The sequence below is a fragment of the Actinomycetota bacterium genome (assembly GCA_035640355.1).
Lineage (GTDB): Bacteria > Actinomycetota > UBA4738 > UBA4738 > HRBIN12 > CALGFI01.
Genome location: DASQWI010000011.1, coordinates 179,255 through 204,615 on the forward strand (window position 1 = coordinate 179,255; position 25,361 = coordinate 204,615).

The window sequence follows — 25,361 nt, forward strand, 5'->3', positions numbered from 1 at the left end:
GGTCAGGCGGCGAGTCCGGCCCGTTTGCGAGCCTGCATCCGCTCGCCAAGCTCCTCGAGTGTGTCCTTGTCGAAGACCTGACGAGCCTGCTTGAACATCTCCCCTTCTTCTTCCTCGATGTGATGCTCCAGGTTCTCCTTCATCACCGTGAACTTCGCGATCCACGTCTCGTCCTCGACGGGCGTCTGCTCAATCTCCGACATGATCATGTCGACGACACCGTGCTCCTCGTATGCCTCGAGCGCGATCTCTCGCGTCTTCGCGTGCTCCTTTAGCGCGGGGTAGAAGATCTCCTCCTCGATGGCCTCGTGGATCGTGAGCTCCTGCTTGAGCCTCGCGAGCTCACTCGTACGGGTCTTCACAGCTCGCTCCGTCGTGGACTCGATGTCCGACAGCAACTTCTCGACCTTCTCGTGGTCTTCTTTCAGGAGCTTCAGCGCGTCCACGGTCCCTCCTTCGTTCGTGCCCGATACCCTTTTGCTCGGGGCGGCCGTGCGCGCTGTGTGGTTGGCGCACGATCAACCGCTGCGTGCGTACCCACACGTGCGCGCAGCTACGCCTGTTTGCGTGTTTGTCCGGGGCGATTTGAAGGGAACAGTCGCGCCGGAGGCGATTGAAAGATGCCGCTCCGGAGGGCGACCATCGACGGTCCGGCGATCTCGCGACGCCGGCGCGGGCGAGGGTTCTCGTACGTCGGCCCGTACGGGCCTGTGACCGACGCCGAGGCGCTCGAGCGCATCCGCGCCTTGGTCATCCCGCCCGCATGGACGGATGTGCGGATCAGCCCTGATCCGCTCGGGCACATCCAGGCCGTGGGGATGGATGCTGCCGGGCGGCGGCAGTACCTGTATCACGCTGATTGGCGCGTTCGCCGCGACGAAGAGAAGTTCGAGCGCATGGTCGAGTTCGCCCATACGCTCCCCATCCTGCGCGAGCGCGTCTCGGCAGACCTGTCGCTCCGAGGAGTTCCGAAGCCTCGCGCGTTGGCGTGCGCCGTTCGTCTGCTCGATCACGCGTTCTTCCGCGTGGGGTCCGAGGCCTACGCCCGTCAGAACGGCTCGTTCGGTCTGGCAACAGTCCGCAAGGAGCACGTCACCGTCCGCCGCGATCTCGTCGTTTTCGACTTCGTTGCGAAGAGCGGCAAGCGGCACGTGCAGGAGATCGCCGACGTTGACCTTCTCCCGGTTGTCCGAACCATGCGGCGGCGTCGCAACGGCGGCCACGAGCTGCTCGCGTACCGCGAAGGCGACCGCTGGCGCGACATCCGATCGAGCGACATCAACGAGTACATCCGCGATGCGGCGGGTGGCGACTTCTCCGCCAAAGACTTCCGCACGTGGCACGCGACCGTGCTCGCGGCTGTGCACCTCGCGATCGGCCACGCCGAGTCGACATCGCTCACGTCGCGGCGGCGGGTCGTCTCGGGAGCCGTGCGTGAGGTGGCGGGATTCCTCGGCAACACGCCCGCCGTCGCTCGCGCCTCGTACATCGACCCGCGAGTGATCGCACGGTTCGAGGAGGGCGTCACGATCGGCGGGACACTCGCGGGACTCCAGACGGACGACCCGACCGACCCCGAGATCCGCGCGAGTGCGGAGGCGGCGGTCTTGGAGTTGCTCGAGGCCGACCCGTCAACGCACGCGCAGGCTGCGTGACCGTTTGCCCCGCCGAGAGCCGGGGTACACGTCAGTTCCTACTGAATGGGGGGTTTCATGCTCGCGCCCGAGCCGGCCGAGAACGTGACGACGATCCCCGAAGCCAATGAGCCGCGCGATTGGGACGTCTTGCTCGGTGTCCTGGACGAAACGATGCAGACGCTGCGCGATGCCGGCATCCCGTTCCTTCTGATCGGGGGCATCGGGTCGGCAGTCTTCGGGCGCGACCGAGGGACCCGCGACATCGACCTGTTCGTTCGACCGGAGAACGCGAAGAAGGTGCTCGAGCTTCTCGGCGAGCGCGACTACAGCACGAAGGTCGAGTACGAGCATTGGCTCTACAAGGCCCTCAAGCACGACGTGCTCGTCGACGTCATCTTCCGCTCCTCTCGCGACATCCTGCTCGACGAAGAGATGCTGCGGCGCGGCCGAACGATGCGATTCCGCGGGCGCGAGGTTCCCGTGGCACCGCCGGAAGATCTCATGGTCATGAAGGCGATCGCGGCGAGCGAGGACACGCCGCGGTACTGGTACGACGCGATTGCGATCATCGCCGCCGCCGAGCTCGATTGGGACTATGTGTTGGCGCGAGCACGCCAACACGGCGCCCGCCGGATCCTCAGCCTGTTGCTGTTCGCCGACTCCGTCGACCTCGTGGTGCCGCGGGGTCCGATCGAGACGCTCTACGAGGCCGTGAGTTCGAGAAGGACGGCCTAATGTCCGAACCCGCCGATCCGTACGCCGCTGCGCACGTTCAGGAGGCGTTGGCTCGTGACAGCAGGGTGAACGAGCCGGAGCTCGAAGTGCAGGTCGTCGGGGGGCGCGTATTCGTCACCGGCGTTGTCCCGACGGACGAACGCAGGCGTGCGATCGAAGACGTCGTGCACGAGTGTTGTCCGGACCTCCGCGTCGAGAACAAGACCACGGTTGCGCGATACCCCGAGACGGGCGAGACGGAGCGCGTTCGGTGATCCGCGTCGCCGCGGTCGGCGACGTCCACGTCGGCCCGGACTCGGCGGACATCGTCCGCGAACAGCTTGCTTCGGTGCGCGACCGCGCCGACGTGCTCCTCCTCGCCGGCGACCTCACGAAGTCGGGTGCACCGGACGAGGCCGAAGCGCTCGCCGATGTGCTTCAGGACGTGCAGCTTGACGTCGTCGGAGTCTTGGGCAACCACGATCACCACTCGGATCAGCAACACGCCGTCGCGCGCATCCTTCGTGACGTGGGCGTCGTGATCCTCGAGGGCGATGGGACACTCATCGAGACCGAGAACGGCACCATCGGCATCGCCGGCGTGAAGGGATTCGGCGGCGGTTTCGCGGGTGCCTCGGCGTCGGAGTTCGGCGAGCAAGAGATGAAGGTGTTCATCCGACACACCAAGGAGCGCGCCGACGCGCTCGAGCGCGCGCTCGCCGCCCTCGACTCGGATGTCCGGATCGCCTTGATGCACTACTCACCGGTGCGCGAGACCCTGCAGGGGGAGCCGCCCGAGATCTTCCCCTTCCTGGGCAGCTACCTGCTCGCCGAGGCGATCGACCGTGCGGGCGCGGATCTCGCCATCCACGGTCACGCGCACCGCGGACGGGAGCACGGTCTCACGCCGGCCGGCGTCAACGTGCGCAACGTTGCACAGACGGTCATCCGCCAGGGGTACGCGGTCTACGAGTTCGAGACGTCGAGCTCGCGCCGGCGCCCCGTCGTCGGTGTGACGAGCTCGCCAGCCGTGGCCGACTGAGCGAGTCAAGCGGCGTCAATCAGCGTGGGGCTCACGGCATGTCCCCGTCTTCGTTTCGCGAAGGTGTTTCGGCCAAGTGCGCGTGCTCGACGCAGAATCGGGCGGCGGGGCGCGCGCGCAACCGGTCGGCGTCGATCGCACGACCGCATGCCTCACACGTCCCGAACTCGCCCCTCTCGAGTCGCTCGATGGCACGGTCGACGTCCGCGAGGCGGGCGTCGACGTGCTCGAGAATAGTGATGTCGCCTTCCACGAGGCCCAGATCCGCGTCGGGCGCTCGTTCATGAACATCCTGCAGCTCGATCACGGCGTCGGGCGACGATGGACCGTCGCCGTGTTCGAGCGCGACACGTATCTGTTGCAGGCGTGCCCGCTCCTCTTGGAGGAGAGTCCGCGCCTCGTCACGCTCGAGTGACGGTCTCATCGCCGGCCTCGACGCTGGTGAGGCCCCTCACGCGTCGCTATCAGATCCAGCGACGCCTGCGGCGCGGACCGGCGGGCCGGCGAACGATGACCCGGCGGCCGCCGCCACCGGCGCGCCCGCGGAAGAGCAGCAACAGGAACAACACGGCGGCGATCGCGATCACGACCCACACCCATGGCTCCATGTCGGGTCTCCTTCCTTCCCTCGGTGACTGTTCCTCGTGGCCAGCCGTACCCATCGTCGACGTGCCCGAACCCCGAGCGATCCGGCTGCCGGCGTCCGTCAGGTCCCGCCCCGCCCGGGGCCGTCGTCGGTCTCGTCGAAGTCCACGTGGACCTGTTCGCGAGGCCGGGCCGCTTCTTCGGTCGCCTGCGCGGCGAGCGATTCCTTGTCGGACTTGCTGAGCGGCGGAGCCTGGAGGCTCCTCGGCCACAGGCGCCTCGCGAGCACGACGTTGAGCTCGGCCGACAGCAGCATCAGCTGGGCCCCGACGTAGATCCACGACAGGAGGCCGAGCACGATCCCGAAGAAACCGTAGAGCGCCTCGGAGCCGCGTAACTGTCGGTCTACGAGCCAGGCGCCAAGCGCGAGCAACGCCATCCACACGGCGGACGACAGGAGCGCACCCGGCACGACGTCTCGCCACCGGATCCGCGCGACGGTGAGGTATCGGAACGCCGAGCCGATGACGAGGGCGTTCAGCACGAACGTCGCGGCGATGGTGACGATCCGGAGCGCCCAGCCGAACGACCCGCCGGTTGTCCCCAGTCCAGCAAGCACGCTCGATGTGATGATCGCCGCGCCGAAGACGAACAGCGCGAGGAATGCGCGCAGGCGTCCCTTGAGGAAGTTCGGCCGCGATCGCCTCGGCACGTCCCACAACTCGTCCATCGCCGTCTGCAGGGTGAGGAGCACGCCCATGCCGGCCCACAGGGAACCGACGATCCCGATGGCGAGCGCCGTGAACGAGCCCTCGATCTTCCCGAGGTTGTTCCGGATCGTTTCGCCGATGATGGGGAACTGCGCGAGCGCCGATTCGAGGATCCGTTCCTGAAGCTCCTGGTTGCCCTGCAACACGAATCCCAGGATCGTCGTGAACACGAGTAGGAGCGGGAACAGCGAGAAGAACCCGTAGTACGCGATCAGAGCGGCCCAGTGGCCGCCCTGATCGTCGCCGAACTTCTTGAACACGGCGATCGGAACCGCCAGCAGCGCGCGGCGGCGCTGGATCTCGTCGGCCGCCGTTGTGAGCGTGTTGATGCGGCCGCCGATCCCGCCGCCGGAAGCGGGAGCCCCAGGGCCGTCCTCGCGCCCGGGGCTTTCCTGGTTGCTTCGGTCGCTTCTCGACGTCACCGCCACCCACTGGTTGTACGCCGTCCGCGCCGGCTCGTTCTCGTCGATCGTCTCACCGATGACGGAGATACGCGAACCGCCTTCCCACCCTCCGACCGCCCATCTGGGCGGGACGGACGCGACGCGTAGCACGGGGAGGTGACGGGTAGGGAAAGTGCGAGACCTTGAAAGGAGGTCGGATATGCGCACGCGCTACGCGACAACCACCGCGACACCGGCGCTCGGGTCTTCGGACCCACAGCGGATCCGGTGGGGCGCCGTGTTCGCTGGAGCGGTGCTCGGCATCGCGCTCCTCGCCTTGCTCACGACGCTCTGGTTTGCGTTGGCATACGGATCGGGCATCGACCAGATCCGGACGAACATCGAGTGGTATGTCGGCATCTCCGCGATCGTCTGCCTGTTCCTGGCGGGCCTGTTCGCCGGGCTGCTCTCCGGCGTGCACGGGTTCGGCTCAGGGTTCTTCAACGGCATGACGATCTGGGCTCTGATGCTGATCCTCACGGTGTCCGTCGGCGTGCCGGCCGTCTTGAACGTGTTCAACCTCGGCCGGGTGACGCAGTTGGACGCCGAGACCGGTGGCCTGCTCTCGACTAATAGCAGCAACGTCCTGTGGGCCACGTTCTTCGCGATCGTCGGCGGGCTCATCGCTTCGGGCCTCGGTGGGGCCATCGGCGGTTCGATCACGCGGCCGGCGAACGCGCACCTGTACGACGAGGACGTTCAGACCGAGGTTGTCGACCGCCCCGAACATGACCGGGCCGTCGAGCGGCCAGAGCGTGACACCGTCGTGGTCGGCGAGGCGGAGGACGCCGACGTCGACGAGGACGAGCGCGCTCGCTACAACCGAGCGTCGTAAGAGACCGGATACAACGAGAGGGCCCGGCTCTTCGAGCCGGGCCTCCTCGTTGCGGCGCTCCGAAGGGGGTGAGGACGGAGGGCCGTGCGCGTTGCCTATCTCTGGTGACGAGTGCGGGTCCGTGCTCCTCGGTGCTTCGGACCCGCCGCCGCCACCTTGATCCTCGCTCTACCCATGGCCGCCACGAGCAAACGGGGTCACGCACTCGACCGCGCGCGGAGCGCGTTCGCGATGCTCGAGACGTCTTCCGGGGTCGTTCCGCAACAGCCGCCGATCAACCGCGCGCCGGCGTCGCGCCACTCGAGCGGCCGGAGCGACGGCCGCGCGTCCTGGCGAGGCGGGTCGACCCATTGCTTGCGAAGCGGGTTCCAGAAGGCACCGCGATTCGGATAGCACACGACCGGCCGGTCGGTCCTCGCCGCTGCGATCTCGACGAGCGCGGTGATGTGGAGCGGTGACGTGCAGTTCACGCCGACAGCGACCACCGACGGCGCGGAGTCGGCCGCGTCGACGGCTTGCTCGAACGGCGTCCCGTCGCAGATGTGGGCGCCGTCGCGGCAGCTGAAGCTCAGCCACGCAGGGATATCGGGGACATGCTCGAGCGCGCCGACGATCGCACGCGCCTCCACGATCGACGGGATCGTCTCGACGGCGAACACGTCCGGCTGTGCCTCGGCGAGTGCCTCGAGACGTGGCAGGTGGAACTCGCGGAGCTCCGCCTCCCCGATGTCGTAGTCGCCCCTGTATTCGGCTCCGTTGCCGAGGTATGCCCCGTAGGGGCCGATCGACGCGGCCACCAGGCGCTCGCCCGGTGCGTCCCGCGCCGCGTCACGGGCGAGCTCGACGCTCCGGCGAAGCACGTCCGCGGCGGCGTCGCGGTCGAGTCCGCGGCGGGCGAGGCCGGCGAAGCTCGCCTGGTAGCTGGCCGAGATGGCCACGTCGGCGCCGGCGGCGAAGTACTCGGTGTGGACGTCGCGGACGAGCTCCGGCGACTCGAGCAACACTCTTGCCGACCAGAGGGGATCGCGGAGGTCCGCGCCGCGCCGCCCGAGCTCCGTCCCCAGACCGCCGTCGAGGACGACCACCCCGTCGCGAGCGAGGACCTCCTCGAACGGTGACCGCATGGCTTCAGCGTAAAGCGCGTGACGCATCAACGGTCGAGACGTTGACCCGTCGCCGCATTCGCACCAGGATGCAGCCCGGTTCGGATAGGAGGGGTAATGGTCTCGGCAAGCACGTACATGCTCGTCTTCCGCATCCTGCACGTCCTCGGCGCGATCGCGTGGGGCGGCGCCATCTTCCTGTTGGTGTTCTTCCTGCAGCCGACGGCCAAGGCGATCGGGCCGGCGGCCGGTCCGTTCATGCGCGAACTCCTCGGGAACCGCCGTCTCACGAACGTCATCCTGTGGATCGCCGGGGTGACGATCGTCGCCGGCGGCTTCCTCTATTGGCACTACGTCGACGTCGCCGGCGGCCTCGGCTCGTTCCTCGAGACGGCATTCGGGCTGTGGCTGGCCATCGGAGCGATCTCGGCGCTGGTCGCGTTCTCGATCGGGTTGTTCATCACGCGCCCGACGCTGGCGCGCGCCACCACCGTCGGCGCCCAGATCGCCGCGGCGGGCGACGCCCCGCCGTCCGAGCTCGTTCAGGAGCTGCAGCGGCTCCAGGCGCGTGGCCGAACGCTGGCCATCATGAACTTCACGTTCGTCGCCATCGCCGCGTTCGCCATGGCGACGGCGCGCTATTGGTAGCCGTTCGAGCAGCCGGTACCGTTGACCGCCGGGCGTGCAACGCGCCCACGAACCAATGGGGTATCTCGAGCTCACCGACGTGTCGTACGCGCTGCCCGGAGGGTGGACGCTCTTCGAGGGCGTGAGCTTCCGCGTCCCCTCCGGCGAGCACGCCGCGATGGTCGGCGCGAACGGGATCGGCAAGACGACGCTCCTACGCGTCATCGGAGGGCTCGACTCGCCGAAGTCGGGCGTCGTCCACCTCGACGGCCGCCTCGGCCTGATGCAGCAGTTCATCGGCTCGGACGCTCGGCCCACGACGATCCGCGACTTCCTCCTCGCGTATGCCGAACCATCGATCGCCGATGCGGCGAAGCGGCTGACGAAGGCCGAGCGATGGATGCGCGACCACGCCGGCGAGGACGCGCAGATCCGGTACGCCGAGGCGCTCGCACACTGGGGCGAATCGGGTGGCTACGAGGCCGAGGCGATGTTCGACCGGTGCACGAAATCAGCGTTCGGAGGCCGATACCCGCAGTCTGCCGAGCGTCACATCGAAACGCTCTCGGGCGGGGAGCGCAAGCGGCTCGCCCTCGAGGTGATGTTCAACTCGCCGTTCGACGTGCTCCTTCTGGACGAGCCGGACAACACGCTCGACATCGAGGGCAAGCGGTGGCTCGAGGAGACGGTGAACGCGAGTGACCGGACGATCCTGATGGTGACCCACGACCGAACCGTCCTTGACCGAACGGCGCAGCGCATCGTCACGCTCGAGGGGAAGGCGGCGTGGACGCACGTGGGTCCGTTCGCGACGTACGCGGACGCGCGGGGTGCGCGCATCGAGCGGCTCCAGGAGGACCATCGTCGCTACGAGGAGGAGCGCAAACGCCTGGCCGAGATGATCAAGGAGATGAAGCGCAAGGCCGCGTACAACTCGGACTGGTCGATCAAAGCGAGGAACGTCCAGCACCGCCTCGATCGGTTCGAGGCGCGCAACGCGCCGCCGCTCCGGCCCGATGTGCAGGACGTGCGGATGCGGATCGGCGGCGGCCGGACGGGGAAGGTAGCGCTTCGCATCCACGGGCTGGCGATCGGCGACATCGTGCGGCCGTTCGACACCGAGATCTGGTTCGGCGAGCGCGTCGGGGTGATCGGGCCGAACGGCTCGGGGAAGTCGTTCTTCCTCCGGCTGCTCTCCGGCGAGCCGGTCGCGCACCAGGGGGAGTGGCGGCTGGGCGCTCGCGTTCAGCCCGCCCTCTTCGCGCAGCTGCACGAACGCCCGGACATCGGGAACCTGGCGATCGTCGATGTTCTGCGGGCGAAGGGACTCTCGATGACGCAGGCTATGTCGGCGCTCCGTCGGTACGAGCTCGACGTCGCTGCGCGGAACCCGTTCGAGGTGCTCTCGGGCGGTCAGCAGGCGCGGGTGCAGCTGCTGCTGATGGAGATCGACTCGCCGACGATGTTGCTGCTCGACGAGCCGACGGACAACCTCGACGTTGCGTCGGCTGACGCGCTCGAGCTGGCGATGGACCGGTACGAGGGCACGGTGATCGCCGTGACGCACGACCGATGGTTTATGCGCCGGATGGATCGATTCCTGTTCTTCGACGAGGACGGCTCGGTGCGCGAGTTGCTCGAGTCGCCGTACGAGGACGCGGCCGCCGTCGGATGAAGCGCCGGCTCGTTGCGCTCGCTGTGGTCTCGGTGCTGGGCGTTTCGTGCGCGGCATCCGGCGGCGTGACCGGAGCGGACGGGCCACGTATCCGTGCCGCTGGCGCGACCGGAGGGACGCGCGTCAGTCCCTCGCAGTCGCCGCTGCCTTCGCCGTCACCGGATGAACTCGCCGAGCCACTACCGGCTCCGGAAGAGCCGGTCCCCACGCGGCGGGGCGAGCTTGCGCAGGTATTCGAGCAGACGTTCACGCGGAACCGCGACGCGATCGCGGTGTGGTACCGGCGCGGCGACCCGGCGACGTGGCCGCCGCCGCGGGACGTCGTGTTGCTGACGCTGTACGAACAGCGCATCTACCGATGGCTCGCGGAGCGGCCGGCGGTCGCCGACGGCGTCATCGATCGTCTGGCGCGAAGGATCGCGCTCGAGGCCGGTCGCAACGTCGCCGCGACGCACGCGCTGTTCGAGCACTTCGGTGCGGTGAGCGTTCTCCCGGACTTCCGGATCCGCCGGCCCGAACCGGCGGACGTGCTTCGCTCGTACTTCCGGGCCGCCGAGCGACGGTTCGGCATCGACTGGGAGGTCCTCGCCGCGGTGATGCTGATCGAGACGAGGATGGCGCGGATCCGGTCGGCGAGCTCCGCCGGCGCGCAGGGGCCGATGCAGTTCATCCCGTCGACGTGGGAGGCCTACGGGATGGGTGGCGACATCAACGACCCCGAGGACGCGATCATGGGCGCCGCGAACTACCTGCGCGCATCCGGTGCGCCCGGGGACTACCGCCGAGCGTTACATGCGTACAACCCCGTCGACGCGTATGTGGACGCGGTGTGGTGGTACGCGCGAACGATGACGCGATTCCCGGATGCGTACTACGCCTACTACAACTGGCAGGTCTACGTGCGGACGGTCGACGGCGACGTGCGTCTCTCCGGTCCTGGGCTGTAGCGCGACTTCCCGAGCTCGGCCTCCCCGCTACAGTCGGAACGTGAGCATGTCGCGCCGTGGCAGGTTCGCGATCGGGGCATCGATCGTCTCGTTCGTGTTCGTCGCGACCGTGGCCGCGACCCCCGGTTCAACGTTCAGTCCGGCGCTGCCGGCCGCCGCACGGCCGAGCGGCCCGTTCCGGTGGCTTTCGAGCGTCGTCGGCGTGGACGCGGTGCATGGGAACGCGTTCGCGGCCGTGGGGGTCGTCGCGGTTGCGCTCGCGGCGGCGGCATTCGTGTTCGTGCTGTACGAGACGCGGCGCGGCGAGATCCCGTCGCGAACCGCGCTATGGCTAACCGTCGCGTATCACGTCGCGCTGCTGTTCATCCCCTTGCTGTTCTCGCGCGACGTCTACTCGTACGCGTACTACGGTCGGATCGCGGCCGTGTACCACTCGAACCCGTACGTCGCGACGCCGGCCGACTACCCGCAGGACGCCCTCGCGGCGTTCGTCGGTCCGAAGTGGCTCGACACGCCGGCGGTGTACGGCCCCCTGTGGACGCAGGCGTCGGCGCTCGTCGCGCGCGCGGTCGACGAGGTCGCTCAATTCATCGCCGTGTTCCGGGTTATCGCCATCGCCGCGAGCCTGGCGACGATCGCCGTCGTCACACGCCTGGTCCGCCGGGAGCGACCGCAGCGTGAGGCGTTCGCCGTCGCCGTCCTCGGCCTGAATCCGGTCGTGCTGTTCCAGAGCGTCGCGAGCGGACACAACGACCTGCTCGTGGCGCTGTCGATCGCCTCGGCCCTTGCTCTCGTGTACGCACGCCGGAATCTGCTGGCGACCGCCGTGCTCGCGCTCGGCACGCTCGTCAAAGTGACCGCCGTCGTTCCACTCTTTCTTCTGGTGCTCGTTGCGGTTGCCAGAGCTCCCGCGCGTGAACGCTGGCGCGTACTCGCCGCGCATGGCGGCGTTGCGCTCGCGATTGCGCTGCTCGCCGCGGCGCCGTTCCTGAACACCACCGACCCGACGCTCGGCGTCTTCGAGCTGGCGACGCACGAAGGCTGGCTCGCGCCGTCGCGCCTGTTCCACCGGCTGTTCGACGCGGTCGGAGGGGAAACGCTGGAGCTCATTCCGCGCATCGTCTTCCCTCTCGTCTTCGTGGCGGCCATGGTCGCCATCGGTCGACGGCTGGTCGACGGCGTGATCCAGACGGCCCGCATTGGCGCCGCCTGGGGGTGGGCGCTGCTCTGCCTGACGTTGCTCGGCCCGGTGCTGTTGCCGTGGTACGTCACGTGGACGCTTCCGCTGGCGTGGCTCCTGCCGCGCGTGCCGAGGATCGCGTTGATCGGAACGAGCCTCTGTCTCATCGTCTCGCAATGGACCTCGGAGCCGGCGGCGTTCGGATCGGCGTACGACGCGAACCTGCTCTTCGGGCACTACGTGCTGACGCCGATCTTGATCGCGCTACTCGTGTGGCTTCTCGCCGACCTGTGGGCTCGAGTTCGCGATGGCGCGCCGCTCGAGGACACGCCACAGGACGTACCCGCTCCCACCGGCAAGCACTGAGACCGTCCACGCGCCGGCGGTGGCGTCGAGAGGAACGCCGAGCCGTTCGAGCGCGATCGCCGAGAGCGTGACGCCGGCCGCGCCGATCGCGACCGCGGTGGCCGCCGCGGAAAGCGTATTGGTGAAGACCGTCCGCGCCCAGCCGTATCCAACGACCCACAGGAAGGCGAGGGTCAGTGCCGCGGACGCCGCCGTGGCGGCGCGCGACGCCGGCTCGAGGGGTTGGACCGGATCTCCATCGATGAGCGGACCGCTGCGGGGGTCGATCACCGTCGCTTCACGAGGAACGCCGAGCTCGTCGACGTCGTAGAACGGCGTGAGGACGAACAGCTCCGCCTCCTGCCCCGATCGATCGACCGCGGTGTCGACGTCGCGCCCCGTCAGATCGGCCAGCGCCCGCCGTTCGACATCGCCGTTCCGATCGCCAAGTGGTGCCCAGATGACGACGTCGCGGATCCGATCAGGCGGGACGGCCCCGCGGATGACGTTCCCCGCGCGCGTGGCGAGGAACGAGAGCGCTCCGTCCTGCTCATCGACGAGGAACACCAGTGGGACGCCCGGCTCCACACCCGAGATGAGCCTGTTCGCGGTGGTCGCCGTGGCGACCTCGGCATCCGAGAGGAACGGTCGCTGGCGGTTCCACGCGATGAACGCGCCTCCCAGCATCGCGCCGACCAGCGCAACCGCGACGACGATCCCGAGCGCTCGTCGTCGCCGCTGGTCGAACCACCGCACCACGCGAACGAGTCCGAGCGCCGCGAGTATCGGTACGACGAACCCGAAGGTCACGAAGCGGTCGGCGGGGAGCCATCCCGTTGGGAGCGCGACGATGACTCCGCCAACGAGCACGGCGCCCCACGCTCGAAGGAACGTGGCGACGAAATCGGCGCGGTCGGAAAGGCCCGCGACGGCGAGTGGTACCGAGGCCAATTGCACGTACCGCGCCCATCGGCGGATGAAGCGGTCGAGGTACGAGGCGCGAAGCTCGCCGCCGAGGCCGGCTCGTCGCAAGAACGCGTCGCGAGATGTGTCGACGTCCGGCGACGACGGCCCGATCAACACCGAAAGGAGTCCGGCTCCGACGAGGACTCCGGCACCGGCAGTCGCTCCCGCGACGCGACCCGCCTGTAGGCGGTCGTCGCGCCACGTCATCGCTGCTGCGAGCACGAGGATGACCGCGGCGAGCACCAAGAAGAGCGGGTGAGCGAGCCCGCCGGCGGCCAAGATGCCGGCGGCGAGATACGCTGCACGTCTCGTTCCGTCTGCGAGCGCGACCGCGGCGGCCAGGAACGCTGCGGCCATGGCCAGGTTCGCCAGGTAACCGGCGGCGAGGTGAACCGCGAACGTACCGGCGAGCAGGCCAGCCAGAAACGCGACTCGCCCGCGGGTTCGGACGAGGGCCGTCGCAGCGAGGCCGATCGAGACACCGAGCGCGATCTCCAGCGCCGACGTCGCCTCGACGACCGAGCGTCCGAGCGCCCCTTGCAGCGTCAGCGTCAACGCCGGAATGCCGGGTCGCGCTCCGACGACCGACAGGCCGTCCTCACCGGCGAGTCGCGCCCACCACAGGTACACCGGTGCATCCGGCCCGAGAGGGAACCGAGCGTCGAACGCCACGAACGGCCACAGGAACCACGCGAACAAGATGAACGAGAGCCCGCCGAGCACCAGCACGTCTGTCCGTGAGCCGGAACGTTTCATCGAACGGAGCATCGCACCCTCGCTGCTAGCATCCCGCGGATGCTCGACCGCGAGCTCGCCGAAGACGTCCTCCGCGCAGCTCGATCGCGCGGTGGCGCGTTCGCCGAGCTGTTCGTCGAGGAACGGTTCGGCGTATCGGTTCGCCTCGACGACGGCAAGGTCGAGGAGCTCACGACCGGAACGGATCGCGGTGCCGGCGTTCGCGTCGGTCACGGCACGTCGTTCGGGTACGCGTATTCGAACCGCCTCGACCGCGACTCACTGCTGCAGGCCGCGGCTGCCGCGGCGGCGTCCGTGACCGAGAACGGCGCGGGCGACGTCGTCGCCTTCCGCTCGCTCGAGCCGCCAGTCGTTCACGAAGCGACCCGCGACGCGGCGTCGACCGGATCGGCCGACAAGGTCGCGTGGGTGCGCGAGGCCGACGACGCGGCGCGCTCGCACTCTCCAGAGGTGCGCCAGGTGACCGCCGTGTACGGCGACTCGCTCCAGCGCGTGCTGATCGCGGCGTCCGACGGACGGTGGGTCGAGGAGACCAGGCCGCGAGTCCGTCTGGTCGTCTCGGTCGTCGCCGCGCGCGACGGCAACATCCAGACCGGTTTTCACGGGCCCGCAGGCCTCGCCGGCCTCGAGTTCCTCGAAACGCACCCACCGTCGGAGACGGCGTTGGTCGCGGCCGAGCGAGCCGTGACGATGCTCGATGCGCATCCGGCGCCGGCGGGCGAGATGACCGCGGTGCTCGCGCCGGGGATGGGCGGCGTGCTGTTCCACGAGGCGGTCGGGCATCCGCTCGAGGCCGACATCGTGGACAAGGAGGCGAGCGTGTACCGCGGCCGCGTGGGGGAGCGGCTCGCTTCCGACATCGTGAACGGCCTCGACGACGCGACGGTCCCGAATGCGTGGGGGTCGTTCTCCTTCGACGACGAGGGAGCGCCGGCGCAACGGACGCCGTTGTTCGACGACGGCGTGTTACGGGGATGGCTCTACGACCGCTTACGCGCGGAGAAGGACGGCGCGCCGTCGAGCGGGAACGGTCGGCGGCAGTCCTACGCCCACCCCCCGATCCCGCGGATGACCAACACGTACATCCTCAATGGCACGTCGAGTGCCGAGGAGCTGGTCTCCTCGACGGAACGCGGCGTCTACGTGACGGCGCTCGCGGGCGGCCAGACGAACCCGGCGACCGGCGACTTCGTGTTCGGATGCTCCGAGGCGTACCTGATCGAGAACGGCGAGAAGCGACATCCGGTTCGCGGCGCGAACCTGATCGGCCGCGCGATCGATGTCATGTCGAACGTCGACGGCCTGGCGAGCGATTTCGACATCTGGCCCGGCATCTGCGGCAAGGACGGCCAGAGCGTCCCGGTCGGGAGCGGTTCACCCACGCTTCGCATCGCGCGGATCACGATCGGCGGCACTGGATGACGCGAGACCTCAACGAGCTCGCGGCCGTGGCGGTGGCGGCGGCACGCGATGGAGAGGCCGTCGAGGCCTATGCCGAGGAGTCGAGGCACACGGATGTCGAAGCGCGAAAAGGCGAGGTCGAGGGCCTTACCTCGGCCGAGAGCCGCGGCCTCGGAGTCCGGGTGATCGCCGGCGGCCGGCTCGGATTCGCGTACGTCGCCGACCCCAGTGACGACGAGATCGTGGCCGCGGTCGAGCGTGCGCGGGAGAACGCGACGCTCGGGACCGAGGACGAGAACAACGTGCTCGCGGACGCCAGCGACTACGAGCCGATCGAGGGACTGTTCTTCGACGAACAGGCCGCGATGGCGGCCGACGACAAGGTCTCGCTCGCCCTCCAGGTCGAACGCGTGGCGGTGACGTCCCACCCCAACGTGGGCAAGGTCGAACAGTGCGGGTTCGGCGACGCGATCGGCCGTGTGGCCATCGCGTCGACAACAGGCGTGTCGGCGGAGTTCCGCAGGACGGGATGCTGGTGCGTCGCCGTCACGCTCGCAGAGCGTGACGGCGACACCCAGACGGGCTTCTCGTTTCAAGTCGCTCACCGGGCGGCGGATCTCGACCCGAACGGGGTCGCGGGCGAGGCCGCTGAGCGCGCCGCGCGGATGCTGGGCGCGGTGAAGCCGCAGACGCAGCGCGTTCCGGTGCTCCTCGATCCCTTCGCGGCGTCGTCGTTCCTCGGCGTGCTCGCCGGAGCGCTTTCCGCCGAGTCGGTGCAGAAGGGACGGTCGTTGTTCGCGAACCTCGTCGGGGAGCGCGTCGCCGCCGACGTCTTCACCCTCGTCGACGACGGCCGGCTCCTGGATGGACCCGCGGCAGCGCCGTTCGACGACGAGGGCGTTCCGGCGGGGAGGACCGACCTCATCGGCGCCGGCGTGCTGAACGGCTTCCTCCACAACACGTATACCGCGCGCCGGGGCTCTACGACGTCGACCGGCAACGCGAGCCGCGCCGGATACCGCTCGACACCGGGCGTCGGCGCCACGAACTTCTACCTGCAGCCGGGATCGATGTCGTTCGAATCGCTGCTGGCGCAGGCGGATGGCGGTGTGCTGATCCAGGACGTCTCGGGCGTGCATTCGGGTGCGAACCCCATCAGCGGGGAGTTCTCCGTGGGCGCCACCGGACTTCGCATTGCCGGCGGTGCGCTCGGTGAGCCCGTTCGCGAGATGACCATCGCCAGCACGCTGCCCGACATGCTGAAGTCCGTGGCGGCCGTCGGCCCGGACCTTCGGTTCTTCTCGTCGGTCGGCACACCCTCGATCCTCATCGGCGAGATGACGCTCGCGGGCGTCTGAGAACACCGAGCCGCTCGAGCGGCTGGGTCAGACGGTCGCCGGGCGAAGTCCGGTCGCGATCACGACCAAGCAGATCGCCGCCACGACGAGCCGGTACCAGACAAAGACGCTGAAGTCGCGCCGGCGCAGGTACGCGAGCAGGAACGCGATCACCGCGAAGCCGCTGACGGCCGAGGCGGCGATCCCGGCGATGAACGGACCGGTCATTCCGGCGGGGATCCCGTCGCTCACGAGATCGACGCCCTCGTACACGCCCGCGCCTGCGATGACCGGGAGCGACAGCAGGAACGAGAACCGAGCGGCGGTCTCGCGATCGAAGCCCATCGCGCGCGCGGCGGTGATCGTCACGCCCGAGCGCGACACTCCCGGCTGCAACGCCACCGCCTGCGCGACGCCGAGCCACCAGCCGTTCTGGATGCCGAGATCATCCAGCTCCCGTCGGCTCGCGGCGACGCGATCGATGACGTACAGAAGGATGCCGAACACGGCCAACATGACGGCTACGAGCCACGGCTGACCGAGGTCGTCCTCGATGACGCTCTGGAGCGCGGCCCCGACGACGACGCCGGGGATCGTGCCGACGACAAGAGCCCACGCGAGCCGCTGGTCGACGTCGCGGATCGCCCGGGCGCGGATCGATCGAACCGCCGCGACCAGATACCGCACGACGTCACGTCGGAAGTACACGAGCGCCCCGAACAACGTGCCGATGTGCAGGGCGACGGCGAAGGTCTTGCTGAGCTCGGCGTTCTCGAGTATCGGCCAGTCGAACAGCCACGGGATGAGGATGAGGTGCCCAGAGCTCGAAACCGGCGCGAACTCCGAAAGCCCCTGCGCGATGCCGAGCACGATCGCCTGCAAGATGGTCAGCCGGGAACTCCCTGCGAGTCCGAGACGCCCGCATCGTAGCGGCGGCCGGCCGCCCGCCGAACGTCACACGGCGGACGAGACCGGCGGTGCCACCGTTACAGCGAGGTCCGCGAACGCGCTGGCGTAGGCGAGCTCCTCGGCGACCTCCGGGCTGACGAGCAACACGAGGGACGGTCCGACGTCGCCGGCGCTCGCTATCGCGCCTCCCTCGGGTTCCAGGATCGACAGGACCTCGAGGCCGCTCGCGACGGTGTCGCTGTACGGTCGCGGTCCTCCGAACGTGGCGATCACGTCGACGTGATCGCCCTCGCGGACGGCGCCGGGCGCCAGCCCCGGCGTGATGGGGAACGCGCGCAGACCGTCCGGAACGAGCGCGGCGACGGCGCCGCCCTCGACGCCGAGCCTCGTCCGGGTGATCGGTTCGCCCTCGGCCACGTCCGATACCAACGAGACGCCGTCGACCTTCGCGACGTCGCCGATCCGACCGGGCGGCGCGAAGTTGGCGGGCATCCGTCGAACGGCGAGCGCGTCCTCCCCGAGGATCGCGCCTCGCGAGAGTGGCCGGGCGGCGATGACGACGGGGACGAGGTCGCCCGTAACGGGCGTCAACTCCGTGATCCGCGTCGCGTACCAGTCGACGAGGACGTACGCCGCGGCGCCGGAGATCACCGCGAGGACGGCGAAGAGCTTCGAACGCCGCGACCAGCGCCGGAGGAACACCACGGCCCGCGACCCTAGCGGCCGGCGCTGCCCGCCGCAGTGAAGGAGGTCACACCCCGCGGGGTTTCTTGGGCGGCGTGAGCGGCAGCACGCGAACCCGGAAGTCCTCGAGGCGGTCGCGCCCCACGATCAATCCGACCGACTCGCGCACCCGCTCGGCCAGCTGCTGGGGGTCCTCGTCGGTGGTGAACCGGAGCTCGACCGTGACGAGGACGGGTTCGGTCGCCATCACAAGATCATGCGTCGAACGTCGCGCCGGAGAGCGCGGTCGCGCACGGACAGTCGCGCGGCTCCGGCAGCGCCGGGATGATCGCGAACAGCAGCTCCCGGAGCTTCGCGTTGTTCGCGTCGAACACGCGGATCACCTCTTCATTCGTGACCGGCGGCGTACCCTCGACACCGACGTCGTAATCGGTGATCAGGGAGATATTGGCGTAGCAGAGCTCGAGCTCGCGCGCCAGGACCGACTCGGGGTAGCCGGTCATGCCGATCACGTCCCAGCCCTCCGAGGAGAACCACGCCGACTCGGCACGGGTGGAGAACCGAGGTCCCTCGATGACGACCGCGGTCCCCCGGTCATGGATCGCGATCCCCAACTCTCGAGCCCGGTCGATCGCCACCGACCGAACGACGGGGCAGTACGGGTCGGCGAACGAGATGTGCGTCGTGGAGGGTCCGTCGTAGAAGGTGTGCAGCCGCGACCGCGTTCGATCCACCATCTGGTCGCACACCACGAAGTGGCCGGGCTCGATGTGCCGCTGCAACGAGCCCGACGCGTTCGGCCCGATCACTCGTTGCACGCCGAGCTCCTTCATCGCCCAGACGTTCGCTCGGTAGTTGATGCGGTGTGGGGGGAACTCGTGCTTGACGCCGTGTCGCGGGATGAACGCCACAGATTCCCCGCCGACGGTCCCCACGACCGGGGGCGCTGACGGTTCCCCGTACGGCGTCTCGACGGGAACGGTCTCGGTGTCCTCGAGGAACGAGTAGAACCCCGACCCGCCGAACACCCCGATCCGGGCGACCGTCACGTGCCGCCGCCCTCCTTCTTGGGCGTCGAGGTCGCCGTGGACGGCTCCTTCGACTTGGACTTGTCCGACTTCGCGCCGTCGGACGACGCCGTGCTCGAGCCGCCGTCGGCGTCCTTCTTCGCCGCCGCCGAACGGCTGTCGGTCGCGTAGAAGCCGGAGCCCTTGAAGACGATCCCCACTGGGTGGAACACCTTGCGGAGCGTTCCGCCGCAGACCCCGCAGGTCGTCAGCGGGTCCTCGACGATCCGTTGAAAGACCTCGATGTGCTGACCGCACGAGGTGCATTCGTACTCGTAGGTGGGCATCGTGAAAAAGTGTAGCCGCGCCCGAACACATGTATGGCCCGGAATGTCCGCGGGTATGCTTCGAGGCCCATGAGCGCGGTACGCAAAGCAGTCATCCCAGCGGCCGGACTCGGTACGCGTTTCCTTCCGGCGACGAAGGCCCAGCCGAAGGAGATGCTTCCGCTCCTGGACAAGCCGGCCATCCAGTACGTCGTGGAGGAAGCCGTTCACGCCGGCCTGACGGACATCCTGATCATCACGGGACGCGGCAAGCGCTCGATCGAGGACCATTTCGACCGGTCGATCGAGCTCGAGCACTTCCTGGAATCGAAGGGGAAGTTCGAGGAGCTGAAACAGGTCCGCGAGATCACCGACATGGCGTCGATCCACTACATCCGTCAGCGCGATCCACTCGGGCTCGGCCACGCCGTGTCCGTCGCAGAGGACCACGTGGGTGGCGAGCCGTTCGCCGTTCTGCTCGGTGACGACATCATTGCCGAGTCGAACCCGCTGCTCTCCGAGATGCTTCGCGTGCACGAGCGCTACGGCCGAAGCGTGCTCGCCGCCATGGAGGTCTCGCGCGACGAGATCAGTCTGTATGGCTGCATCGAGCCGGAGTTCGTCGAGGACGATCGGCTCGCGCGTGTCTTGTCGGTGGTTGAGAAACCGGAGCCCGAGAACGCACCGTCGAACCTTGCCGCGATCGGGCGGTACGTCCTCACCCCCGAGATCTTCGAAGCGCTGCGCAACCTGGAACCCGGGGTCGGGGGCGAGATTCAGCTCACCGATGCGATCAACGCACTCGCCCAGCAACAGGCGGTGTACGCGCATGTGTTCGAGGGCGGTCGCTTCGACGTGGGAAACAAGCTCGATTACATGAAGGCGATGATCGAGCTGGCGATCGACCGCGAGGACGTCGGCAAGGAGCTCAAGCGCTGGCTCGCCGACCTCGTGCAGCGCAAGAAACTGCTGTAGGCACCGCGAAAGCGGTCGGCGGGAATCGCGTCGATAGACTGAACGGAGATGGCGACGCCGCATCACGACCACGACAGCGGCGAGGGGCTGCTCTCGGTCGAGGAGGCGCGCGAGAAGGTCCTGTCACAGATCGAGCCGCTCCAACCGCTCGAGCTCCCGCTGACCGACGCGTACGGCTGCGTCCTGGCGCAGGACGTCGTCGCCGAACGCGACCTCCCGGAGTTCGCGAGCTCGGCGATGGACGGGTACGCCGTCCGGTCTTCGGAGGTTCGCGACGCGACGCAGGCGTCGCCCGTGGAGCTCCGCGTCGTCGGCCGCGCGCTCATCGGTCACCGCCCGGAGGGAACGGTCGGCGGCGGCGAAGCCTTCCAGATCGCAACCGGCGCGCCGATCCCGGCGGGCGCCGACACGGTCGTTCCCATCGAAAACGTGGAGGTTCGCGGGAACGTCGTCCGGATCCTCTTCGGGACTGATGAGGGCAAACACATCCGGCGCGCCGGCGAGGACGTGAAGAGCGGCGACGCGCTCGTGAATTCCGGCCGACGCCTGCAGGCGCCCGAGCTCGCGTTGCTGGCGACCGCCGGGATCTCGCATCCGCTCGTGCGGCCGAGAGCACGCGTCGTCGTGCTCTCGACGGGCGACGAGCTGATCCCGCCCTTTCAAACGCCTGAGTTCGGCCAGGTGCGCGATTCGAACGCGTACTCGTTGTTCGGCGCGATCAGGGAAGCGGGCGCGGCCCCGATCCTCGCCGGCATCGTGAAGGACGACGTTGATTCGCTGAAGGACGTCGTCCTGTCGCATCTCGGCCAGGCGGACGTGCTCGTGTCGTCCGGCGGCGTCTCGGTCGGGGAGCGCGACGTCGTGAAGGCGGCGTTCCTTCGTCGGGGTGAGTTCGACTTCTTCCGCGTGGCGATGCAGCCGGGGATGCCGCAGGGTTTCGGTCACATCGAGGGGAAGCCGTACTTTGGCCTGCCGGGGAACCCGGTAAGCGTGTTCGTCAGCTTCGAGGTCTTCATCCGCCCTTCGCTGATGAAGATGATGGGGCGGCGGAACCTGTTCCGGCCCGAGGTCACCGCACGCCTCGCCGACGACGTCACCGGTCCGAAGGGCAAGACGCAGTTCGCCCGAGTTCGGGTGAAGCGCACCCGAGAGGGCTGGGTGGCTACCCCCACCGGCGGACGTGGGTCGAACCTCATCGCGACCGTCTCTCGCGCGAACGGCCTGGCGTTGATCCCTCCCGGCGTCGCGACGGCCAGGGCGGGCAGCGACGTTCGGGTGATCCTGTTCCGCTCGATGGAGGAGTGATGGACAGCTCTCGTGCACCCGAGGAGGCACGGCCGGCGGACGTCGCGCGGATCGTCGAGGTCGGCGGGAAGGAAGTCACCGATCGCGTAGCCGTGGCGGAGTGCGTGATCACCATGACGCCGGAGGCGTGCGAGCGTCTCGTCGCAGGCACGCCGAAGGGGAATCCACTGGAGGCTGCGAGAATCGCCGGCGTGATGGGTCTGAAGCGGACGCCCGAACTGCTGCCGTTTTGTCATCCCGTCGCGGTGACGGGCGCGGAGGTCGTCGTGACGCCAGAACCGCAGGCTGGTCGGATCTCCATTCGAACGACGGTGCACGCTCGAGACCGGACCGGCGTCGAGATGGAGGCGCTCACGGCCGCGGCCGTCGCGGCCCTCTCCCTGTACGACACGGCGAAGGCGTACGACCGCGCTGCGCGAATCGACGGGCTTCGGTTGCTGGAGAAGCGAGGCGGGAAGTCGGGGCAGTACGTTGCCGAGGCGTAAGACTGAGCGTCGCCGTAGCTCCCGACTGAGCGTCGTACGAGCAACGGCTGGATGCCGTTCGCGTCGACTACCTGCGGAGCCGCTCCCCCGAAAACTTTGCCGTTGGTATTTGTGACGCTACATAACCGATGCTAGGTTGCGGCGCCAGCCCCACCATGTGGTGGCGGACCGGGGATCCGAGCATCGGGGGCTGGGCGTGGGTTGGCTGTTGCTGGTTGCTTTGGGCATCATCTGGGCCGCGTTCCTGGTGCCGACGCGTAGAACATCGCATAGTCGTAGCATCGAGGACTTCGAACGAAACATGGACCTCTTGGCCGATACCGAAGGAAATGGGCGCGGTCGCTGGATCGTGACGCCGCGCAAGGGCGTCGCATTCGTCGGGACGCGTGAGCGCGCTCGCGAGCGCGCGCGTGCGCGACGGCGTCGAGTGTTCGTGTTCATGATCGAGAGCACCGGCATCGCGTTCCTCATCGGTCTCGTGCCGCCGCTCCGCGCGATATGGCTCGTCGCCGGCTCGATGATGATCCTCCTCGCCCTGTACACCTGGCTGCTGGTGACGCTCAGGGAGCGAGAAGAGGCCGCGTCGGGCAGGCCGATGGCTCCAGAACGCGTGAACGGATCGGCCCACGCCGTGAACGGCTCCACTCGGCACGCGACGAACGGTCACAGGTCGAACGGTCAGGCCGTCCACAACGGTCACGCGTCGAAAGGTCACGTCACCCTCAACGGCCAGGCCGCCCAAAATGGCCACGCGAACGGCCACGGCAGCCACAACGGTCAGGTGTCGAACGGCCACGCGTCGAACGGCCATGGGGTCCACAACGGTCAGGCGAACGGCCGTGCGTTCTTCGACGCCGACGAGTTCGTGAACATCGTGGTCCGTTCGCGCGAGCGGGAGCCCGACATCGAGCGCGCCGGCGTCGCGGGCATCTAGCAAACCTCCGCGTGGATCTGGAACGAACGTCCGAGGCGATCGCGCGCCGCTTCGATTCCACGATGCAAGCTCGCGAACGCGCGCTTCCCGCATCGCGGGCCGCGATCAGGTCCTGCGCGAACGCGATCCGTGCGATCCACCGTGGAGAGCTGGATCTGGCGCACCGTTTGATGGATGAGGCACGTGCGTCGATCGACGCCGGACTCGACGCCGTCCGCGATCATCCCGAGATTCGCTTCGCCGGATACCTGCAGGACGCGCAGAAGGAGTTTGCCGAGGCGAAGATCACCGAGGCCGTCGTCTCGGGCGCGTCGCACGCACCGACACCGGAGGAGCTCGCCGTCGAAGACGCCCCCTACCTCAACGGTATGGCTGAGGCGATCGGCGAGGCCCGCCGCCACGCCCTCGATCTGTTGCGGCACGGCAGGATCGCCGACGGCGAGGCCGTGCTCTCCGCGATGGACGACATGTACGCGGTGCTCGTGACGATGGACTATCCGGACGCGATCACTGGGAACCTGCGGCGGAGCACGGACGTCGCGCGAAGCCTGATCGAGAAGACCCGCGGCGATCTGTCGGTCGCGCGCGTTTCACAGGACCTCCACGACGCCCTCGAGCGGCACACCAGGCAGATCGACGGGCCACCGTGAGCGGGCTGGAAAATCCGGGCTGCTACGCTTGTTGGCCCCAGGGGGTGTAGCTCAGTCCGGTAGAGCACTGCCTTCGCACGGCAGGGGTCAGGGGTTCAAATCCCCTCACCTCCACTAGGCAAAGCCGCAGGTCAAAGCCCCTGCGGCTTTCTTCATGTGATGGTGTAGCCCCGGCCGGATGTAGCACTCGACGCACAGGCGATGTAGCACTTCGCACGGTTCCCCTAAGCCGAGTCGCAAGGACTGCGGCGACGTGCACGTCGCCCTCGACGCGGTCGTGCCAGTTTATGAGGGGGGTCTCGACGCAGGCGGTCAACGCTGGGCTCAAACGGCTGACGCGCAAGGGAAAACGAGACCGTGTGGTTCCGCGCCGTCCGGGCTGTCCTGGAGGCCTACGCGTTAGGGCACACGCCAGCGCCCGAGTTGCCGTTCAAAGCAGCTCCGCCACTTGCTGGGATTGCCGTGTTCGGCGCGATGGCACCCAACATAACCTGGCCCGGCGGGTCCTGCCTGTTCGCAACGGACGTCGACGAACCGGCCGCGCACTCCGACGAGGCGATCGGGTGAATCGCGGCAGCCGCCGGCAACGCCACTGCGACTGAGAAGAAGATCGCCAGGGCAACTAACAGGATGATCCGCTTCATGAGACCCTCCCTCGAGAGTGTGTTAGGTAAGTGATCGTCGTTGGTCGGCGAGGAGAGGCCAACCCCCAAATGAGGTAGGGCCTAATGAGCTCCGAGTCCGCCTTCGACTCAATCAGCCTCGCCCAGGTCCCGACTGCAAGCGACCGAATAGTCTTCGAGCGTGAGCCTCGCGCGGAACGCGATCCTGTGGGCGGCGGACAACCCCTGGCTGCGCGAGCATCTCCCGAGCTTCCGCTTCATCCGCCGCACCGTCGGGCGGTTCATGCCCGGCGAGACGCTCGACGCGGCACTCGGGGCCGCGGCCCGTCTGGCGAACGATGGCCTCCCGACGATCGTCACCGAGCTCGGGGAGAACGTCGCGACGCGCAAGGAGGCGGAGGACGTCGCCGATCACTACATCGACGCGTACGGCACGATCGCAGATCGCGGTCTGGACACGGAGATCTCGCTCAAGCCGACGCACCTCGGACTCGACCTCGACCCGGACCTTGCGGCCGAGAACGTCGAGCGCGTGGCGCAGGGTGCCGAACAGCGTGGGAGCTGGTTGTGGCTCGACATGGAATCGGGCCGCTACGTGCAACCGACTATCGACCTGTTTCGCAAGGTCCGCGCGACACGACCGAACACCGGGATCTGTCTCCAGGCGTACCTGAGGAGAACGCCTGTCGACATCAGCGACCTGATGCCGGATGCGTCGATCCGCCTGGTGAAGGGCGCCTACCGCGAGCACGAGAACCTGCTCGTCGGGGATCGGCAGGCGATCGACGAGAGCTACCGACGACTCGCGCTTCGGATCCTGGAGGTCAAAGGCCCGAGCGAGCGGCTCGTCCTCGGAACGCACGACGTCGACCTGGTTTCGCGGATCGAGGTCGACGTGGAGAGCCGCGACGGGTTCGAGATCGCGATGCTCTACGGCATCCGTTCCAACGATCAGGTTCGGCTCGCGGGCGAGGGTTACACGATCCGAACGCTGATCTCGTACGGAACGCACTGGTACCCGTGGTTCATGCGCCGGATAGCTGAGAAGCCACTCGAGAACGTTCTCCTCGCGCTGCGCAACTTCATCGGTCGATAACGAG

28 protein-coding genes and 1 tRNA gene are annotated in these 25,361 nt (G+C 68.3%); 19 read left to right on the top strand and 10 right to left on the bottom strand.

Features of this window, described 5'->3' with window-relative positions; genetic code table 11:
- Positions 1-2: 2 nt before the first annotated feature.
- The gene (locus VFA08_06270) at positions 3-446 is read right to left on the bottom strand and encodes a hemerythrin domain-containing protein (protein HYZ13198.1); all 444 of its coding nucleotides are present in this window, start codon (positions 444-446) and stop codon (positions 3-5) included.
- 174 nt (positions 447-620) lie between these two features.
- Between VFA08_06270 and VFA08_06275 the strand changes: the two genes are divergently transcribed.
- The 5 genes from VFA08_06275 (at position 621) to VFA08_06295 (ending at position 3,808) form a co-directional block, all read left to right on the top strand.
- On the top strand, positions 621-1,655 hold the full coding sequence (locus tag VFA08_06275; GenBank protein ID HYZ13199.1) for a DNA topoisomerase IB: 1,035 nt from the start codon (positions 621-623) through the stop codon (positions 1,653-1,655).
- A 57-nt stretch (positions 1,656-1,712) separates the two neighbouring features.
- On the top strand, positions 1,713-2,372 hold the full coding sequence (locus VFA08_06280) for a nucleotidyltransferase (protein ID HYZ13200.1): 660 nt from the start codon (positions 1,713-1,715) through the stop codon (positions 2,370-2,372).
- Positions 2,372-2,626, top strand: coding sequence for a BON domain-containing protein (locus tag VFA08_06285; GenBank protein HYZ13201.1), 255 nt, complete (start codon positions 2,372-2,374; stop codon positions 2,624-2,626). Before VFA08_06280 ends, VFA08_06285 begins: the two co-directional genes overlap by 1 nt.
- Positions 2,623-3,393: a metallophosphoesterase gene (locus tag VFA08_06290; protein ID HYZ13202.1), complete on the top strand. Its 771-nt coding sequence runs from the start codon at positions 2,623-2,625 to the stop codon at positions 3,391-3,393. The genes VFA08_06285 and VFA08_06290 overlap by 4 nt, the downstream gene beginning before the upstream one ends.
- An 82-nt stretch (positions 3,394-3,475) precedes the next feature.
- Positions 3,476-3,808, top strand: a complete 333-nt coding sequence (locus tag VFA08_06295; GenBank protein ID HYZ13203.1) for a hypothetical protein — start codon at positions 3,476-3,478, stop codon at positions 3,806-3,808.
- 49 nt (positions 3,809-3,857) lie between these two features.
- On the opposite strand, the gene VFA08_06300 is transcribed toward VFA08_06295, so the two are convergent.
- Together VFA08_06300 and VFA08_06305 are read right to left on the bottom strand one after the other, a co-directional pair.
- Positions 3,858-4,001 carry a hypothetical protein gene (locus tag VFA08_06300; GenBank protein ID HYZ13204.1) on the bottom strand — a complete coding sequence of 48 codons (144 nt, stop codon included), beginning with the start codon at positions 3,999-4,001 and terminating at the stop codon, positions 3,858-3,860.
- 98 nt (positions 4,002-4,099) lie between these two features.
- Positions 4,100-5,302 carry a YihY/virulence factor BrkB family protein gene (locus tag VFA08_06305; GenBank protein ID HYZ13205.1) on the bottom strand — a complete coding sequence of 401 codons (1,203 nt, stop codon included), beginning with the start codon at positions 5,300-5,302 and terminating at the stop codon, positions 4,100-4,102.
- 49 nt (positions 5,303-5,351) lie between these two features.
- Here VFA08_06305 and VFA08_06310 point away from each other — a divergent pair, with 49 nt between their 5' ends.
- Positions 5,352-6,026, top strand: coding sequence for a hypothetical protein (locus VFA08_06310; GenBank protein ID HYZ13206.1), 675 nt, complete (start codon positions 5,352-5,354; stop codon positions 6,024-6,026).
- A 197-nt stretch (positions 6,027-6,223) separates the two neighbouring features.
- Here VFA08_06310 and mmuM read toward each other — a convergent pair whose 3' ends face one another.
- Positions 6,224-7,150, bottom strand: a complete 927-nt coding sequence (mmuM, locus tag VFA08_06315) for a homocysteine S-methyltransferase (GenBank protein ID HYZ13207.1) — start codon at positions 7,148-7,150, stop codon at positions 6,224-6,226.
- Positions 7,151-7,246: 96 nt separating this feature from the next.
- Between mmuM and VFA08_06320 the strand changes: the two genes are divergently transcribed.
- From VFA08_06320 to VFA08_06335, 4 genes are read left to right on the top strand one after another with little or no spacing between them, the layout of a single operon-like run.
- Positions 7,247-7,777: a hypothetical protein gene (locus VFA08_06320; protein ID HYZ13208.1), complete on the top strand. Its 531-nt coding sequence runs from the start codon at positions 7,247-7,249 to the stop codon at positions 7,775-7,777.
- A gap of 55 nt (positions 7,778-7,832) precedes the next feature.
- Positions 7,833-9,431 carry an ATP-binding cassette domain-containing protein gene (locus VFA08_06325; GenBank protein ID HYZ13209.1) on the top strand — a complete coding sequence of 533 codons (1,599 nt, stop codon included), beginning with the start codon at positions 7,833-7,835 and terminating at the stop codon, positions 9,429-9,431.
- Positions 9,428-10,378 carry a transglycosylase SLT domain-containing protein gene (locus VFA08_06330; GenBank protein ID HYZ13210.1) on the top strand — a complete coding sequence of 317 codons (951 nt, stop codon included), beginning with the start codon at positions 9,428-9,430 and terminating at the stop codon, positions 10,376-10,378. The genes VFA08_06325 and VFA08_06330 overlap by 4 nt, the downstream gene beginning before the upstream one ends.
- A 40-nt stretch (positions 10,379-10,418) precedes the next feature.
- Complete coding sequence (locus VFA08_06335) at positions 10,419-11,924, top strand: glycosyltransferase 87 family protein (GenBank protein HYZ13211.1); 1,506 nt, start codon at positions 10,419-10,421, stop codon at positions 11,922-11,924.
- On the opposite strand, the gene VFA08_06340 is transcribed toward VFA08_06335, so the two are convergent.
- Positions 11,823-13,625: a hypothetical protein gene (locus VFA08_06340; protein ID HYZ13212.1), complete on the bottom strand. Its 1,803-nt coding sequence runs from the start codon at positions 13,623-13,625 to the stop codon at positions 11,823-11,825. The genes VFA08_06335 and VFA08_06340 overlap by 102 nt on opposite strands.
- Positions 13,626-13,664: 39 nt before the next feature.
- Here VFA08_06340 and VFA08_06345 point away from each other — a divergent pair, with 39 nt between their 5' ends.
- On the top strand, positions 13,665-15,047 hold the full coding sequence (locus VFA08_06345) for a TldD/PmbA family protein (GenBank protein ID HYZ13213.1): 1,383 nt from the start codon (positions 13,665-13,667) through the stop codon (positions 15,045-15,047).
- Positions 15,044-16,384: a TldD/PmbA family protein gene (locus VFA08_06350; GenBank protein HYZ13214.1), complete on the top strand. Its 1,341-nt coding sequence runs from the start codon at positions 15,044-15,046 to the stop codon at positions 16,382-16,384. The genes VFA08_06345 and VFA08_06350 overlap by 4 nt, the downstream gene beginning before the upstream one ends.
- A 27-nt stretch (positions 16,385-16,411) precedes the next feature.
- On the opposite strand, the gene VFA08_06355 is transcribed toward VFA08_06350, so the two are convergent.
- The 5 genes from VFA08_06355 to VFA08_06375 all read right to left on the bottom strand — a co-directional run bounded on the left by VFA08_06355 (position 16,412) and on the right by VFA08_06375 (position 19,310).
- Positions 16,412-17,245 (bottom strand): undecaprenyl-diphosphate phosphatase, encoded by an 834-nt coding sequence (locus tag VFA08_06355; protein HYZ13215.1) that lies wholly within the window; start codon positions 17,243-17,245, stop codon positions 16,412-16,414.
- A 72-nt stretch (positions 17,246-17,317) separates the two neighbouring features.
- Positions 17,318-17,977, bottom strand: a complete 660-nt coding sequence (cpaB, locus tag VFA08_06360; protein HYZ13216.1) for a Flp pilus assembly protein CpaB — start codon at positions 17,975-17,977, stop codon at positions 17,318-17,320.
- Between the two features lie 46 nt (positions 17,978-18,023).
- Positions 18,024-18,203: a hypothetical protein gene (locus VFA08_06365; protein HYZ13217.1), complete on the bottom strand. Its 180-nt coding sequence runs from the start codon at positions 18,201-18,203 to the stop codon at positions 18,024-18,026.
- Positions 18,204-18,210: 7 nt separating this feature from the next.
- Positions 18,211-19,005, bottom strand: a complete 795-nt coding sequence (locus VFA08_06370) for an S-methyl-5'-thioadenosine phosphorylase (GenBank protein HYZ13218.1) — start codon at positions 19,003-19,005, stop codon at positions 18,211-18,213.
- A complete protein-coding gene (locus VFA08_06375) occupies positions 19,002-19,310 on the bottom strand; it encodes an FmdB family zinc ribbon protein (GenBank protein HYZ13219.1) in 309 nt (102 codons plus the stop codon). Before VFA08_06375 ends, VFA08_06370 begins: the two co-directional genes overlap by 4 nt.
- 69 nt (positions 19,311-19,379) lie before the next feature.
- Between VFA08_06375 and galU the strand changes: the two genes are divergently transcribed.
- The 7 genes from galU to VFA08_06410 all read left to right on the top strand — a co-directional run bounded on the left by galU (position 19,380) and on the right by VFA08_06410 (position 25,357).
- A complete protein-coding gene (gene galU, locus VFA08_06380; GenBank protein ID HYZ13220.1) occupies positions 19,380-20,264 on the top strand; it encodes a UTP--glucose-1-phosphate uridylyltransferase GalU in 885 nt (294 codons plus the stop codon).
- A gap of 48 nt (positions 20,265-20,312) precedes the next feature.
- Positions 20,313-21,569 (top strand): gephyrin-like molybdotransferase Glp, encoded by a 1,257-nt coding sequence (gene glp / locus VFA08_06385; GenBank protein HYZ13221.1) that lies wholly within the window; start codon positions 20,313-20,315, stop codon positions 21,567-21,569.
- Positions 21,569-22,054 carry a cyclic pyranopterin monophosphate synthase MoaC gene (gene moaC, locus VFA08_06390; protein HYZ13222.1) on the top strand — a complete coding sequence of 162 codons (486 nt, stop codon included), beginning with the start codon at positions 21,569-21,571 and terminating at the stop codon, positions 22,052-22,054. Before glp ends, moaC begins: the two co-directional genes overlap by 1 nt.
- Positions 22,055-22,403: 349 nt before the next feature.
- The gene (locus tag VFA08_06395; protein ID HYZ13223.1) at positions 22,404-22,988 is read left to right on the top strand and encodes a hypothetical protein; all 585 of its coding nucleotides are present in this window, start codon (positions 22,404-22,406) and stop codon (positions 22,986-22,988) included.
- Positions 22,989-22,999: 11 nt separating this feature from the next.
- Complete coding sequence (locus VFA08_06400) at positions 23,000-23,638, top strand: haloacid dehalogenase (GenBank protein ID HYZ13224.1); 639 nt, start codon at positions 23,000-23,002, stop codon at positions 23,636-23,638.
- Between the two features lie 40 nt (positions 23,639-23,678).
- Positions 23,679-23,752, top strand: a tRNA-Ala gene (locus tag VFA08_06405).
- 690 nt (positions 23,753-24,442) lie between these two features.
- On the top strand, positions 24,443-25,357 hold the full coding sequence (locus VFA08_06410; GenBank protein HYZ13225.1) for a proline dehydrogenase family protein: 915 nt from the start codon (positions 24,443-24,445) through the stop codon (positions 25,355-25,357).
- The last annotated feature ends 4 nt before the right edge of the window (positions 25,358-25,361 follow it).